Raw genomic sequence first — 14,733 nt, 5'->3', positions numbered from 1 at the left:
GGCAAGGGGCAGATCTTCGTCAAGGGCGAGGTCATCAAGACCGTGCCGGAGTCGAAGATCGTGGAGACCCTGATCGACGAGGCCATGAAGATCGCGCGGCGCATGGAGGACGAGGGGACCCCGTCGGGTACCCCGGACGTCACCGTGGGCTGACACACGAGGAGGGGATCCGAGCATGCCGTTGTTGGAGAACATCCGGGGCCCGCACGACCTCAAAGCGCTGACCCAGGAGGAACTGGCCGCGCTCGCCGAGGAGATCAGGGATTTCCTGATCACCGCAGTGGCCAGGACCGGAGGCCATCTGGGCCCGAATCTCGGCGTCGTCGAGCTGTCCATAGCCCTGCACCGTGTCTTCGACTCGCCCACCGACCGCATCCTGTGGGACACCGGCCACCAGTCCTACGTCCATAAACTGCTCACCGGCCGCCAGGACTTCTCCAAACTCCGCCACAAGGGCGGTCTGTCCGGCTACCCGTCACGGGCGGAGTCCGAGCACGACGTCATCGAGAACAGCCATGCCTCCACCGTGCTGGGCTGGGCCGACGGCCTCGCCAAGGCCAACCAGGTCCAGGGCCGCGCCGACCGGCATGTCGTCGCGGTCATCGGCGACGGCGCGCTGACCGGCGGGATGGCCTGGGAGGCGCTCAACAACATCGCCGCCGCCCGGGACCGTCCGCTGATCATCGTCGTCAACGACAACGAGCGCTCCTACGCCCCGACCATCGGCGGTCTCGCCAACCACTTGGCGACCCTCCGTACCACCGACGGCTACGAACGCTTTCTGGCCTGGGGCAAGGAGGTGCTCCAGCGCACCCCAGTGGTCGGCCAGCCGCTGTACGGATCGCTGCACGGCGCCAAGAAGGGGTTCAAGGAGGCATTCGCGCCCCAGGGCATGTTCGAGGACCTGGGGCTGAAGTACATGGGACCCATCGACGGCCATGACGCCGAGGCCGTCGAGTCGGCCCTGCGCCGCGCCCGGCGGTTCCACGGCCCCGTTCTCGTCCACTGCCTCACCGAGAAGGGCCGCGGCTACCGGCCCGCGCTGGAGGACGAGGCCGACCGCTTTCACACCGTCGCCGCGATGGACCCGCTCACCTGCGCGCCCCTCATCCCCTCCCGAGGGCGGTCGTGGACCTCGGTGTTCGGCGAGGAGATGGTGCGGATCGGGGCCGAGCGCCCCGAGGTGGTCGCCCTCACGGCCGCGATGCTGGACCCCGTCGGCCTCACGCCCTTCGCCGAGGCGTATCCGGCGCGGGTGTGGGACGTCGGCATCGCCGAACAGCACGCGGCGGTCTCGGCGGCCGGCCTGGCGACGGGCGGGCTGCATCCGGTCTTCGCCGTCTACGCCACCTTCCTCAACCGTGCCTTCGACCAGCTGCTGATGGATGTGGCACTGCACCGCTGCGGGGTCACCTTCGTCCTCGACCGGGCGGGCGTCACCGGTACGGACGGGGCCTCGCACAACGGCATGTGGGACATGTCCGTCCTCCAGGTGGTGCCGGGCCTGCGGATCGCCGCCCCGCGCGACGCCGACCAGCTCCGCGCCCAGCTGCGCGAGGCGATCGATGTGGACGACGCGCCGACCGTCATCCGCTTCCCCAAGGAGTCGGTGGGCGCGCCGATCCCGGCGCTCGCCCGCGTCGGCGGGATGGATGTGCTGCGCGAGGGCGAGGACGTCCTGCTCGTGGTGGCCGGGGCCATGGCCCCGGTCGGGCTGCGCGCCGCCGAGCTGCTGGCCGAGCGCGGGATCGGCTGCACGGTCGTCGATCCGCGCTGGGTCAAGCCCGTCGACCCGGGGCTCCCCGGGCTCGCGGCGCGCCACCGGGTGGTGGCGGTCGTCGAGGACAATGTGCGCAGCGGCGGGGTGGGCGCGGCGGTCGCCCAGGCGCTGCGCGACGCCGATGTCGATCTGCCGGTACGGACGTTCGGCATCCCCGAGGCGTTTTTGCCCCACGCCAAGCGCGGGGAACTGCTCGCCGACATCGGGCTCACCCCGGCCGAGATCGCGGGCCGGATCGGGGCGGCCCTCGCCCGTATCGATGTGAGCCGCGCGGACGGGGTCCGCGCCGGCGCCGCCAAGGAGAGCCAGGGATGACAGCAGCCGAGCAGCGTTCGGGCTTCGACCTCGGGAAGCTTCTGGCCGAGCGCGCCTGTGAGCGGTACGACCTGCACACCCGGCATCTCAACCACCAGCTGCCGCGCATGCTGCGCACCCTCGGCTTCGACAAGGTCTACGAGCGGGCCGAGGGCGCGTACTTCTGGGACGACGAGGGTCAGGACTACCTCGATATGCTCGCGGGCTTCGGGGTGATGGGCCTGGGCCGCCACCACCCCGTGATCCGCAAGGCGCTGCACGACGTCCTGGACGCCGACCTCGCCGATCTGACCCGCTTCGACTGTCAGCCGCTGCCCGGTCTGCTCGCGGAGCGGCTGCTGTCCCATGCCCCGCATCTGGACCGGGTCTTCTTCGGCAACAGCGGTACGGAGGCCGTCGAGACCGCCCTCAAGTTCGCCCGCTACACGACCCGTAAGCCGCGCATCCTGTATTGCGCGCACGCCTTCCACGGGCTGACCACCGGCTCGCTGTCGGTCAACGGGGAGGACGGCTTCCGCAAGGGGTTCGCCCCGCTGCTGCCCGACACGGCGGTCGAACTGGGCGATCTGGCCGCGCTGGAGCGGGAGTTGGCGCGCGGGGATGTGGCGGGGTTCGTCGTCGAGCCGATCCAGGGCAAGGGGGTGCACGAGGCGCCGCCCGGCTACCTGCTCGCCGCGCAGGAGCTGCTCCACCGCCACAAGGCGCTGCTCATCGCCGACGAGGTGCAGACGGGTCTGGGCCGCACCGGGGACTTCTTCGCCTATCAGCACGAGGACGGCGTCGAGCCGGATCTGGTCTGTGTGGCCAAGGCGCTGTCGGGCGGCTATGTGCCGGTCGGCGCGACGCTCGGCAAGGACTGGATCTTCAAGCGGGTCTATTCGTCGATGGACCGGGTGCTGGTCCACTCGGCGAGCTTCGGCGCCAACGCCCAGGCGATGGCCGCCGGGCTCGCCGTCCTCGCCGTGATGGAGGACGAGCAGATCGTCGCGAACGCCCGCCGCACCGGTGAGCTGCTGCGCGACCGCCTCACCGCGCTGGTGGACCGCTATGAGCTGCTGCACGACGTACGCGGCCGCGGGCTGATGATCGGCATCGAGTTCGGCAAGCCGGCGTCGCTCGGGCTGCGCAGCCGCTGGGCGATGCTGCAGGCGGCGCGCAAGGGCCTGTTCGCGCAGATGGTGGTCGTACCGCTGCTGCAGCGCCATCGCATCCTCACCCAGGTCTCCGGGGACCATCTGGAGGTCATTAAGCTGATTCCGCCGTTGATCATCGGCGAGCGGGAAGTGGACCGCTTTGTCGAGGCGTTCACAGCGGTGATGGACGACGCACACGGGGGCGGCGGTCTGATGTGGGAGTTCGGCCGGACTCTCGTCAAACAGGCGGTGGCCCACCGTTGACCTGATGGGGGACCGGGGAATGATCGACGCGACCGCCGTACGGGCCGTCAACACCATGACGGCGAGGTGGCTGCGGGCCGCGGTGGCCGACGAGGGCACGGTCCTCGCCGCCGCCGGTGTCTGGCCGCTGCTCGCGCTGCTCGCGGGCGCGGCCGACGGCCCGGCCCGCCGGGAGCTGGAAGGCGCGCTGGGCGTCGCCGCGGACGGTGCGACGGCGCTGGGCCGCCAAGTCATCGAGGCGATGGGCGCGCTGGACGGCGTCGACACCGCCACCGGGTTGTGGACCCGTCAGACGCTGCCGGTACGGCCCGAGTGGGAATCCCAGCTGCCGGACGGGGTGCGCGGTGCGCTGACCGGGGACCCCGAGCGCGACCGCAAGGAGCTGGACGCGTGGGCCTCCCGGCAGACCCGGGGCGAGATCGCCGAGATGCCGGTCCCGCTGGCGCCGGACACCCTGCTGGTCCTGGCCGGGGCGCTGCTGGTGAGGACCACCTGGCAGCAGCCGTTCCGGGAGGGGTGGATGCGCCCGTCGAGCGGACCGTGGCGGGAGCGGTCGCTGGCCGGTCTGACCCGGACCACCACGGACCTCGACGGGGTACTGCGGGTTGTCCCCGCCACCCCGGCCGGGCCGCTGACCCTCTCGGGCGTCGCGGGGGACAACGGGCTGGATGTCCATCTGGTGCTCGGCGCCGAGGGCGTCCCGGGCGGCGAGGTGCTTGAGGCGGGGATCACCGCGCTCGGCGGGGCGTACGAGGGGCTTTCCGGCTCGGCGCTGCCGCTCGGCGAGGCGGGGCCCGGCGTCAAGGTCATGGAGGTCACGAGCTGGGACCCCGCCCCTTCGCTCATTCTCAACACCCCGCAGTTCACCGTGCGGGCCCGGCACGATCTGCTGCGCCACGCGGAGCTGTTCGGGCTGCGTACGGCCCAGGACACCGCACGCGGGCACTTCCCGGGGATCAGCCCCGCCGCGCTGGCGATCTCCTCCGGGCAGCAGTCCATGACGGCCGGATTCAGCCGCGAGGGCTTCTTCGCGGCGGCCGTGACCGCGTTCTCGATGGCGCCGGGCGGTGTGCCGCAGCAGCGGGCGAGGCTGATCAGCGTCACCTACGAACGGCCCTTCGGCTTCGTGGCCATGCACCGCGCCTCGGGTCTGGTGCTGACGGCGGGCTGGGTCACCGAGCCCGAGGCCGGGTCCGACAGCCCGTGGGGGCTGCCGTCCCGGTGAGCCCGGTGAGCCCGGTGAGCCGGTACGTCAGTCGGTGAGCAGCCGCGACCGCAGCCGCTCGCGCTGCGGCGCGGTGAGCCCGAGGCCCTCGGTGAGATAGCGCTCGGTGTCGCCCCAGGTCTCCTCGATGGTCGCGAAGGCCGCCCCCAGATACTCGGCGCGCGCGTCGAAGAGCGGGTGGAGCAGCGCCATCACCTCCGGCGACATGACATCCGCCCCCTTCCCCTTGCGCCAGATCTTGTAGCGGCGGTGGGCGGCGGCCGACTCCAGATAATCGGCCTCGATGGTCTCCCGGTCGACGCCGAGGGCGAGCAGCGCCACCGCGATCGACAGACCCGCCCGGTCCTTCCCGGCCGAACAGTGCATCAGCACCGGCGAGCTGTCCTCCGCCATGGCACTGAGCACCCGGCCGTGCTCGACGATCCGGCTCGTGATGATGGCCCGGTAGGCGCCGATCATCCGCTTCTCGGCCCGTCCTTCGTCGAGCAGCTCCCGCAGGGTGTTCAGATCGCCTTCGCGCACCATGGTCCAGAACCCGGCGCCGTCGGCGGGGTCGGACAGCGGGAGGTTGACGTTCCGTACGCCCCTGAGCGTGACGTCCGGGCCCTCCAGCTTGATGTCAGCGGCGTTGCGGAAGTCGAAGACGGTGTGCAGGCCGAGCGAGTCGAGGAAGGCCGTGTCGGCCGCGGTGGCATGGGCGAGATGACCGCTGCGGAACAGCACGCCAGGTCGTACGCGCCGGCCGTCGGCGGCCGGCAGACCGCCGAGATCGCGGAAGTTGCGTACCCCCACCAGCTCGGGTCCGGCCTGGGGGACCTGCGGGGCGTACCCCCGGACGGAGTCTGGGGGAGGCTGCTGCGTCACGGGCACTCCTTCGCGATCGGCCGCCGAACGCCGCTCATCGACGAGGCGGGCTCCGCTGACCATACGACATGGATTCCCAGGGCAATCAGTGGCGGTGAGTGGTGCGGAGGCATTGCCGCGCCGGGCGCGCTCACCGATCATGTGGAGGTCTGTTGAGAATTGGGGAAGAATGATGATCGAAATCGGCGGAAATGATCGGCTCTGGGTGTTGTCGGGGCGGCGCGGCAGCTACGCCCTCCACCTCACCGACCATGATGAACTGCTCCATCTCCACTGGGGCCCGCGGATCGCGGTCGCGGACGCGGAGGCGCTCGCCGCCGAGCCCGGCCCCCCGGAGCGGGGATTCGAATCGCCGCTGGACGGGCGCGAGGAGTTCCCGGTGGAGGGCGGCCCGCGCTTCGTACGCCCCGCCCTGTCCGTCCGCGCGGCCGGTGTACGGGGCACCGAATGGCGCTTCCAGCACGGCGTCGTCAGCGACTCCGGCTTCGGCGACGAGCTGCGGCTGCGCTTCCACGACCCGGTCCACCACCTCGGCATCACCCTCCACTACCGGATGCGGGACGGCGGCGATGTCCTGGAGCGCTGGACCACCCTCGCCCACACCGGCGCCGCCGGAGACGACCCGCTGGAGCTGCTGCGCGCCGACTCCGCCGCCTGGTCGCTGCCCGCGCGGGACCGCTGGCGGCTGAGCCATCTGTACGGGCGCTGGGGCGCCGAGAGCCGCCTCGCGCGGACCGGTCTGACCCCCGGTGAGAAGGTGATCGGCAGCCGCCGCGGCCACACCGGCCACCAGCATCTGCCCTGGATCGCGCTGGACGGCGGCGAGGCCACCGAGGAGAGCGGCGAGGTGCACAGCTGTGCGCTCGCCTGGTCCGGGTCGTGGCGGATCGCCGTCCAGCAGTTGTCCGACGGGGCCGTCCAGGCGGTCGGCGGCGTCGGCCACGACGACGCGGGCCAGCTGCTCCTCGCGCCCGGCGAGTCCTTCACCACCCCGGTCTTCGCGGGGCTGTGGACCGACGGCGGCTTCGGGGCCGCGAGCCGCGCCTGGCACGCCTGGCAGCTCGCGCAGGTGATCCCCGGCGGCCCCGGTGTCGACCGGCCGGTCCTCTACAACTCCTGGGAGGCCACCGAGTTCGAGGTGAGCGAGGAGCAGCAGCGCTCGCTCGCCCACCTCGCCGCCGGCCTCGGAGTCGAGCTGTTCGTCGTGGACGACGGCTGGTTCGGGGCGCGCACCAGCGACCGGGCCGGGCTCGGCGACTGGACGCCCAACCCGGACCGCTTCCCGCAGGGGCTGGGGCCGCTCGCCGATGAGGTGCACGGGCTCGGGATGCGGTTCGGCATCTGGGTCGAGCCGGAGATGGTCAACCCCGACAGCGACCTCTACCGCGCCCACCCGGAGTGGGTACAGCACCATCCCGGGCGCGCCCGCACCGAGTTCCGCAACCAGCTGGTGCTCAACCTCGCCCGCCCCGATGTGCGCGACCATCTGTGGGAACGGCTGGACACCCTGCTGAGCGGCGCGCCCATCGACTATGTGAAATGGGACTTCAACCGGTCCTTCTCGGACGCCGGCTGGCCCGGCGACGCCTATCCGCAGCGGATGTGGATCGAGCATGTGCGGGGTCTGTACGAGCTGCTGGGGCGGCTGCGCGCCGCCCACCCCGGCGTCGCCTTCGAGTCCTGCTCGGGCGGCGGCGGCCGGATCGACCTCGGCATCCTCGGGCTGACCGACCAGGTGTGGACCTCCGACAACACCGATCCGCTGGACCGGCTGGCCATCCAGCACGGCTTCAGCCAGCTCCACCCGGCCCGGGTGATGGCCGCCTGGGTCACCGACAGCCCCAACGCCATGGGCAACGCACGCGTCAGCTCGCTGCCCTTCCGCTTCGTCAGCGCGATGGCCGGGGTGCTGGGCATCGGCGGCGATCTGACCCGGTGGAGCGAGGCCGAACGCGCCGAGGCCCGCGACTGGGTGGCGCTCTACAAGCGGGTGCGGCCGGTCGTCCAGCACGGCGAGCTGTACCGGCTGCGGCCCCCGGACGGTGACGGGCTCAGCGCGGTGCAGTACGTACGGGGCGAGGAGACCGTCGTCCTGGCGTGGCTGCACGCACAGCACTACGGCGAACCGCGGCCCCCGCTGCGGCTGCGCGGGCTCGACCCGGGGGCGAGGTACGAGGACCTGGCCACCGGCGAGGTCCACCGGGGCGCGGTGCTGGGCCACCGGGGGCTGCGCACCGGGCTGTGCGGGGACCTCGACGCCGCCGTATTCCACCTTCGGAAAACTGACCGGGTGGGATAGATCACCCCACGTCAACCCCCGGTTACGATGGCGTAAGTCACGTCATCGGGTGAATGATGTCCCGACGTGGCAGACGATTCGAAGAGACTCAAGCACGGTGGGATCGGGTCGTACGCAGCCGTCGGGGACAGCTTCACCGAGGGCGTCGGCGATCCCGGTCCTGATGGAGTGTTCGTGGGCTGGGCCGACCGGCTCGCGGTGCTCCTCTCCGACCAGCGGCCCCAATCCGACTTCCGCTACGCCAACCTCGCCGTGCGCGGCCGGCTCCTCGACCAGATCGTCGAGGAGCAGGTGGAGCGCGCGATCGAGCTCGGCCCCGATCTCGTGACCTTCTGCGCGGGCGGCAATGACATCCTGCGGCCCGGCAGCGACCCCGACGATGTCGCCGAGCGCTACGAGGCGGCCGTCGCCGACCTCAAGGCCCGCGTCGGCATCGTCATGCTGTGCACCGGCTTCGACACCCGAGGGGTGCCGGTGCTCCGCCATCTGCGGGGCAAGATCGCCACGTATACGGCCCATGTACGGGCGATCGCCGACCGCTACGACTGCCCGGTGCTCGACCTGTGGTCGCTGCGCTCGGTCCAGGACCGCCGCGCGTGGGACGGCGACCGGCTGCATCTGTCGCCCGACGGGCACACCCGGGTCGCGCTGCGGGCCGGCCAGGTGCTCGGCCTCGAGGTGCCCGCCGACCCCGACCAGCCCTGGCCGGCGGAGGGCCGGCGCACCGCCGCCGAGGTGCGCCGGGACAACCTCCTGTGGGCGCGCGAATATCTGGTGCCCTGGATCGGCCGACGGCTGCGCGGAGTGTCGTCGGGTGACCATGTGGAGCCCAAGCGGCCCGATCTGCTGCCGCTGCGGCCCTGAACGGTCCGGTCCCGCGGCCCCGAGCAGTCCCGTAGGAATAGGGGCAGACCCCCGATTGGCGCCGTGTGCGCTCTCGCTGCCCCGTGCGCTGTCGCTGCCCCTATTCCCTCGGCACCGCTCGTCCCGGCCGTACCACCGCCGTCAGGCCAGATACGCCCACACGGCGCGGCCCGTACCCCCCTCGGGCCTGACCCCCCACGCCTCCGACAGGGCCTCCACCAGCATCAGCCCGCGTCCGCCCTCCTGGTCCGCGCTCACCGTCCGGGCCTGCGGCACCGTACGCGCGCACCCCTGATCGGCCACCTCCAGGCGCAGCCGGGCCCCCATGAGCTGCAACGAGCAGCGGACCTCCTCGCTGGACGTGTGGCGCACGGCGTTGGTGAAGAGCTCGGAGACGACCAACTCGGCGCTGTCACGGGTGTCCTGGCCGACGCCCCATGAGCGCAGCCGGAACACGACATGCCTTCTCGCCTCCGCGACGGACGTGCTCAGCGCCGGAAGACGAAACACGTCCTGGCGGGGCGGAGCGACCACAGTGCCGCCGCACCCTAACCGGAGAGCGTCATAGGAAGGAGCCACGCCGACACTATGCTCTGTGGCGCTCGCGTATGGCAAGGTTCAATCTGTAAATTACAGAATCGCAAGCGCAGGCTGTTCCGAGAGCTGAGCCCGTGCCAGACTGCTGTGTCGTGAAGGTACTTGGAGGGGGACGATAGTGGCGGATGCGCGGGCGGGTGGCGCCCCGACCGTCCTGCGAGTCGTGCTCGGCAAGCGGCTGCAGGACCTCCGGGAGAAGGCCGGGCTGTCATTCGAACAGGCCGGCCGCGCCCTGGACGTCACCCATGCCACGATCCGCCGGATGGAGAAGGCCGAGGTCGGCCTGAAGCTCCCGTATGTCGAGAAGCTGCTGCGCACCTACGGTGTCAGCGACCCCGAAGAGGTCGAGGGCTTTCTCGCGCTCGCGCGCGAGGCCAACAAGAACGGCTGGTGGCACCGGTTCCGCGATGTGCTGCCCGACTGGTTCAACACCTTCGTCAGCCTTGAGGTCGAGGCCAATCTGATCCGCGCCTACGAACCGCACTACATCCCCGGGCTGCTGCAGAGCGAGGACTACGCCCGCGCGGTGCTGCGCGCGGGCATGCCGCACGCCCCGGAGACGGAGATCGAGCGCAATGTGGCGCTCCGTATGGAGCGCCAGGCGCTGCTCACCCGTGAGGACCCGCCGATGCTGTGGGTGGTCATGGACGAGACGGTGCTGCGCCGCCCCATCGGCGGGGCCGAGACCATGCGGGCCCAGATCGCGCGGCTCATCGAGGTCGCGGAGGTACCTCACATCAGGCTGCAGGTCATGCCGTTCGACGCCGGTCCGCACCCGGCGATGTACGGCCCCTTCCATATCTTCCGGTTCCCGATCCCGGAGCTGCCGGATATCGCGTACACGGAGACGCTCGTCAGCGGCTCCTACTTCGACCAGCGCGATGACGTATCGGCATTCCTGGAGGCACTGGACCGGATGTGCGCGCAAGCCGCGCCTGCACAGACGACTCAGGCCATTCTGAGTCGCATTCGCAAGGAGATCTGAACAATGGATCGCATATGCGGGAACCGCGTCTACAGCGGCATGCCGGCGAGGGACCTCGGCAGCGAGGGCTGGCACAAGCCATGGAGCGGTGGCAATGGGGGAAGCTGCGTCGAAGCGATGAGGCTGAAGGACGGACGGGTGGCCCTGCGCCAGTCGACCGATCCGGACGGACCGGCCCTGATTTATACGCACCTGGAGATGAAACGGTTCATCCAGGGGGCGAAGGCTGGGGAAGCCGACTTCCTGCTTCTGTGACGCCCGTGATGCTGTGATGCCCGTCCTGACCCGGCGGGCGTCCCGAGGGGGATGGTGTGACCGACCGCCGGATCTCCGCCGAGGAGATCGATACCAGCAGACCGCATCCGGCCCGGATGTACGACTACTACCTGGGGGGCAAGGACAACTACGAGATCGACCGCCTGGCCGCGGAGCGCATCATCAGGGAGTCACCGGACATCCTCGACAGCGCCCGCGCCAACCGGGACTTCCTGCTACGCGCCGTGCGCACGGTGGTGGCGAACGGGGTCCGGCAGATCATCGACATCGGCACGGGGATACCGACGTCGCCGAACACCCATGAGGTGGCGCGGGAGATCGCACCAGAGACCCGCGTCGTGTACATCGACAACGACCCGATCGTCGCGGCCCACGCCGACGCTCAGCTGACCAACGCCCCGGGCACGGGCTTCGCGTTCGCCGACGCGCGCAAACCCGCGGAGATCGTCGACCATCCCGTGGTGCACGAGCTCGTCGACTTCGGCCGGCCGGTGGCGGTGCTGCTGGTCGCGGTGCTCCACTTCGTCGCCGACGAGGAGGACCCGGCCGGTGTCGTCGCCGTCCTGACCGGTCCGATGGCCCCCGGCAGTCATCTGGTCATCAGCCATGGCACCGCGGACTTCCACGGGCACCAGCAGGTGGTGGACGAGGTCTACCGGCAGTCCACCGCCCGGCTGAGGCTGCGCCGCCACGACGAGGTCCTGCCGTTCTTCGACGGGTTCGGCCTGCTCGACCCCGGGCTGGTGCAGGTGCCGCTGTGGCGGCCGGACGGACCGGCGCCGGACGCCGCGGCGCCCGGCGCTCCCCTCGGCGTCTACGGCGGGGTGGGCCGCAGGAGCTGAGGAATCTCTGCGGCACGGGGTTACTCGGCGACGGCGGTGTAACGCCATACCTCGCCCTCGTCCTCCTCCTCGTCGCCTGGTTCGGCCAGGTCGACCTCCACCCCGGACGGCTCCAGGGCGTCCCGCAGCCGCTGCGCCATGGACGCGGAGAAGTAGTGGTGATTCAGATCGATCCACTTGAGGTGGGTGAGCGGCTGGCCCGCGAGCAGCGCCTCGGCGCCGGCGTCGGTGAGGACGCCCATGGACAGGTCGAGGGATTCGAGCTGGGCGACGAGCGGGGCCGCGGCGACCGCGGCGGCGATCTCGTCCTGGACCTCGCTGTTCTGCAGCCCCAGATGGCGCAGGGCCGGGAAGCGGCCGCCCGCCAGGAGCGGCGCGAGATCGGCGACGGTGGCGTCGCCCCCGTACTCTTCCACGCCGAGCCACATCTCCAGATACTCCAGGGCGGGCAGTTGGCTGTCGCCGACCCCGCGCACCACCTCGCCGGGCAGCCCGCCGGTCTCGAAGCTGAGGGTGCGCAGATTCTCGTGGGTGACGGCCGGGAAGACCAGACCCGAGCCGCCGCGGACACCGAACTCGCGCAGCCGGGGGTAGGCGTTGAGGACCGGTGTCACATCGGACTGCTCGATCCAGGAGATCTCCGCCTGCTCCGGGATGATGTCGCCGAGGAAGACCGCCTCCAGGGAGGTCAGCCGGTCCTTGGCGGCGACGAGCAGCTCGACGATCTCGCCGGAGTCGTTGTCGTACGCCTCGCCCCACTGACCGATGATCAGCGCGCGTACGCGGGAGGCGCTCACGGTGTCCAGGAACCGCTCGAAGGCCACCGTGAAGTTCTCGTCCGCGTCCTCGTCGTACGGATCCGTGGCCACTCGCCAGGCCACCGTCTCCGCCGCAGGGAGCTGTGGATTCTCGCCCGGGGAGGGGAAGTCGAAGGCCAGGAGGCCGTGCAGTTCCGTGAGGTGTTCGACAGACATGGTACGAGGTCTCCTGACGCGTTCGAGCGGGCGTGCCTGATTCCGAATGGCGTGCGAAGAGTTGTACCAAGCCCCACCGACAGCCACCCCGGCGGGCGTTGTCAGATCCCCCGCGTAGCGTCGTGACCCATCGACCGGCTCCGTGCGAGCGGTGGATTCATGACGGCTGCGGTGGAGGGGAAGGTTCTGCGGTGCCGCGGCGGTCGCTGCCGCCCTTCCGCACGTGCGACGGACCCCGTCGGACCGGACGTGACATGGGCGGATGTGGGCCGCGTCACACGCCCTTGCCGCCGGCGTCCGCCCTTTTGCTCACCTGCGCACAAAGCTTGGCCTGGACCTTGACTGGTATAGACCAAGCTCGCTTGAGTGTCCCCGGATTCCCAGGCATTCATGCGAAGGAGTGCGTTCTATGTGGAAAAGGCGTGTCATGGCGTCGCTCGCCGGGGTGGCGGCCGTATGCGCGACGATGGTTGTCATGCCCGCGGCCTCGGCCTCGGCGGCGGGGACGTCCGCCCAGGCGACCTGTTCGTACCCGGACTGGGTGGCGGGCAGGGCGTATGTCACCGGCGATATCGTCCGGTACACCGACGGCAAGTACTACCGGGCCGAGCACGACAACCCGGGCTATGACCCGGTGATCAGTACCTGGTACTGGGAGCCGTACGCCTGCGGCGGCTCGGGGACCCCCAACCCGAGCGGCTTCGTGGTGAGCGAGGCGCAGTTCAACCAGATGTTCCCGAACCGGAACTCGTTCTACAGCTATCAGGGCCTGACCGCCGCCCTGAGCGCCTACCCCGGCTTCGCGAACACCGGCAGCGACACCGTCAAGAAGCAGGAGGCGGCCGCCTTCCTGGCCAACGTCAGCCATGAGACCGGCGGACTGGTCCACATCGTGGAGCAGAACACCGCCAACTACCCGCACTACTGCGACGGGAGCCAGCCCTACGGCTGTCCCGCGGGTCAGGCGGCGTACTACGGCCGTGGACCGATCCAGCTCAGCTGGAACTTCAACTACAAGGCCGCGGGCGACGCGCTCGGCATCGATCTGCTCCACAACCCCTGGCTGGTCGAGAACGACTCCGCGGTGGCCTGGAAGACCGCCCTGTGGTTCTGGAACACCCAGACCGGGGCCGGCTCGATGACCCCGCACAACGCGATGGTCAACCAGCGCGGCTTCGGCGAGACCATCCGCAGCATCAACGGCAGCCTGGAGTGCAACGGCGGCAACCCCGGCCAGGTCCAGAGCCGGATCGACTCCTACCAGCGCTTCGTCCAGATACTCGGCACCACCCCGGGCTCCAACCTGAGCTGCTGACGTAAGGAAAACGGGGTGCGTCGGCGGGGGTGTTCACGCGAGTCTTGAGCGCATGGCGTGGACGACGACGTACGACCTCGAGGAGTTCCAGGCCGCGGCGGGCGGCTTTCTGCGCGCCCGCCCGGCCCGGAACACCGTCCTGCTGACCGTCGCCGCCTCACTGGCGGCGGCGGGCAGCGACCGGTACGGGGAGCGGCCACCCGTCTTCGGCTGGTGGCGGCCTGCGGAAGAGGCCGACGGGGAGGTGGAGGGGGTGTTTCTGTGCACCCCGCCCTACCCTCCGCTGCTCTCGGCCATGCCCGACGAGGCCGCGGAGGCGCTCGCCCGCATCCTCGCCGGGGACGGTGCGGGGCTGGTCACCGGGGTGAACGCCGGACGGAAGACCGCCGAGGCATTCGCCGCCGCCTGGGAGCCGCTCACCGGGGCGGCCGGCTGGGTGGAGCAGACCCACCGGCTCTACCGGCTGGGCACCCTGACGCCGCCCGGGCCAGCACCACGGGGGCGGGCCCGGGCGGCCACCACCGCCGACCGCGAACTGCTGCTGACCTGGTACGAGGGGTTCGCCCGCGACACCGGGGCGATCAAGGGCGATGTCGCCCGCGCGGTGGACGACCGGCTCAGCCACGGCGGCGTCACGCTCTGGGAGGTCGACGGCGAGCCGGTCGCGTCCGCCGCGGTCAGCCGCACGGTGGCGGGCATGGTTCGCGTCGCCCTCGTCTACACCCCGCCCGAGCTGCGGCGCCGCGGCTACGCGGGCGCGGCCACGGCCGCCGTGAGCCGGCTGGCGCGGGCAGCCGGGGTCGAGGAGGTGCTGCTCTTCACCGACCTCGCCAACCCCACCAGCAACGCCCTCTACCAGCGGCTCGGCTATCGCCCGGTGGAGGACCATCTCCTGCTGTCCTTCGCCACCGTTCCTAATCAGTGAGCAGGAGTGAGTCTTGGACCCACTGCCAGGCACTGCGCGCATCCCGAACGGTTTTGGATGCACTGGTTGCCCGCG

The 14,733-nt window shown here is 70.9% G+C and carries 13 protein-coding genes and 1 pseudogene; 11 read left to right on the top strand and 3 right to left on the bottom strand.

Translation table 11 applies throughout. The features are described from left to right. The 4 genes and pseudogenes from ABZS71_RS34630 to ABZS71_RS34615 form a co-directional block, all read left to right on the top strand. Positions 1 to 153: pseudogene (locus tag ABZS71_RS34630) on the top strand (4-hydroxy-3-methylbut-2-en-1-yl diphosphate synthase); the annotation flags it as partial. A gap of 22 nt (positions 154 to 175) precedes the next feature. Next, on the top strand, positions 176 to 2,095 hold the full coding sequence (dxs, locus tag ABZS71_RS34625) for a 1-deoxy-D-xylulose-5-phosphate synthase (RefSeq protein WP_356216597.1): 1,920 nt from the start codon (positions 176 to 178) through the stop codon (positions 2,093 to 2,095). Continuing rightward, the gene (locus ABZS71_RS34620) at positions 2,092 to 3,492 is read left to right on the top strand and encodes an aspartate aminotransferase family protein (RefSeq protein WP_356216594.1); all 1,401 of its coding nucleotides are present in this window, start codon (positions 2,092 to 2,094) and stop codon (positions 3,490 to 3,492) included. Before dxs ends, ABZS71_RS34620 begins: the two co-directional genes overlap by 4 nt. A gap of 4 nt (positions 3,493 to 3,496) precedes the next feature. Beyond that, positions 3,497 to 4,717, top strand: coding sequence for a serpin family protein (locus ABZS71_RS34615; protein WP_356216591.1), 1,221 nt, complete (start codon positions 3,497 to 3,499; stop codon positions 4,715 to 4,717). Positions 4,718 to 4,744: 27 nt separating this feature from the next. Here the strand turns inward: ABZS71_RS34615 and ABZS71_RS34610 are convergent, their stop codons facing one another. Further along, a complete protein-coding gene (locus tag ABZS71_RS34610) occupies positions 4,745 to 5,581 on the bottom strand; it encodes a tyrosine-protein phosphatase (protein WP_355856350.1) in 837 nt (278 codons plus the stop codon). Between the two features lie 172 nt (positions 5,582 to 5,753). Here ABZS71_RS34610 and ABZS71_RS34605 point away from each other — a divergent pair, with 172 nt between their 5' ends. Next, the gene (locus tag ABZS71_RS34605; protein ID WP_356216600.1) at positions 5,754 to 7,880 is read left to right on the top strand and encodes an alpha-galactosidase; all 2,127 of its coding nucleotides are present in this window, start codon (positions 5,754 to 5,756) and stop codon (positions 7,878 to 7,880) included. A 66-nt stretch (positions 7,881 to 7,946) separates the two neighbouring features. Next, positions 7,947 to 8,744 carry an SGNH/GDSL hydrolase family protein gene (locus ABZS71_RS34600; RefSeq protein WP_355856353.1) on the top strand — a complete coding sequence of 266 codons (798 nt, stop codon included), beginning with the start codon at positions 7,947 to 7,949 and terminating at the stop codon, positions 8,742 to 8,744. 141 nt (positions 8,745 to 8,885) lie between these two features. On the opposite strand, the gene ABZS71_RS34595 is transcribed toward ABZS71_RS34600, so the two are convergent. Further along, complete coding sequence (locus tag ABZS71_RS34595) at positions 8,886 to 9,254, bottom strand: ATP-binding protein (RefSeq protein ID WP_356216589.1); 369 nt, start codon at positions 9,252 to 9,254, stop codon at positions 8,886 to 8,888. Between the two features lie 205 nt (positions 9,255 to 9,459). On the opposite strand from ABZS71_RS34595, the gene ABZS71_RS34590 reads away from it, so the two are divergent. Genes ABZS71_RS34590 through ABZS71_RS34580 form a run of 3 tightly spaced genes read left to right on the top strand, consistent with a single transcriptional unit; the run spans position 9,460 to position 11,444 of the window. Then, positions 9,460 to 10,326 (top strand): helix-turn-helix transcriptional regulator, encoded by an 867-nt coding sequence (locus tag ABZS71_RS34590; protein WP_355856359.1) that lies wholly within the window; start codon positions 9,460 to 9,462, stop codon positions 10,324 to 10,326. Positions 10,327 to 10,329: 3 nt separating this feature from the next. Then, complete coding sequence (locus tag ABZS71_RS34585) at positions 10,330 to 10,581, top strand: DUF397 domain-containing protein (protein WP_356216586.1); 252 nt, start codon at positions 10,330 to 10,332, stop codon at positions 10,579 to 10,581. Positions 10,582 to 10,637: 56 nt separating this feature from the next. Further along, on the top strand, positions 10,638 to 11,444 hold the full coding sequence (locus ABZS71_RS34580; protein WP_356216583.1) for an SAM-dependent methyltransferase: 807 nt from the start codon (positions 10,638 to 10,640) through the stop codon (positions 11,442 to 11,444). Between the two features lie 20 nt (positions 11,445 to 11,464). Here ABZS71_RS34580 and ABZS71_RS34575 read toward each other — a convergent pair whose 3' ends face one another. Continuing rightward, on the bottom strand, positions 11,465 to 12,418 hold the full coding sequence (locus ABZS71_RS34575) for an STM4015 family protein (protein ID WP_356216581.1): 954 nt from the start codon (positions 12,416 to 12,418) through the stop codon (positions 11,465 to 11,467). 409 nt (positions 12,419 to 12,827) lie between these two features. Here ABZS71_RS34575 and ABZS71_RS34570 point away from each other — a divergent pair, with 409 nt between their 5' ends. Together ABZS71_RS34570 and ABZS71_RS34565 are read left to right on the top strand one after the other, a co-directional pair. Next, positions 12,828 to 13,733: a glycoside hydrolase family 19 protein gene (locus tag ABZS71_RS34570; RefSeq protein WP_356216578.1), complete on the top strand. Its 906-nt coding sequence runs from the start codon at positions 12,828 to 12,830 to the stop codon at positions 13,731 to 13,733. A gap of 52 nt (positions 13,734 to 13,785) precedes the next feature. After that, a complete protein-coding gene (locus tag ABZS71_RS34565; protein WP_356216576.1) occupies positions 13,786 to 14,658 on the top strand; it encodes a GNAT family N-acetyltransferase in 873 nt (290 codons plus the stop codon). Positions 14,659 to 14,733 lie beyond the last annotated feature (75 nt).

Origin of the sequence: Streptomyces sp. NPDC005393, from assembly GCF_040606675.1 — a bacterium.
Classification (GTDB): domain Bacteria; phylum Actinomycetota; class Actinomycetes; order Streptomycetales; family Streptomycetaceae; genus Streptomyces.
This window is presented reverse-complemented; position numbering and strand designations above follow the sequence as displayed.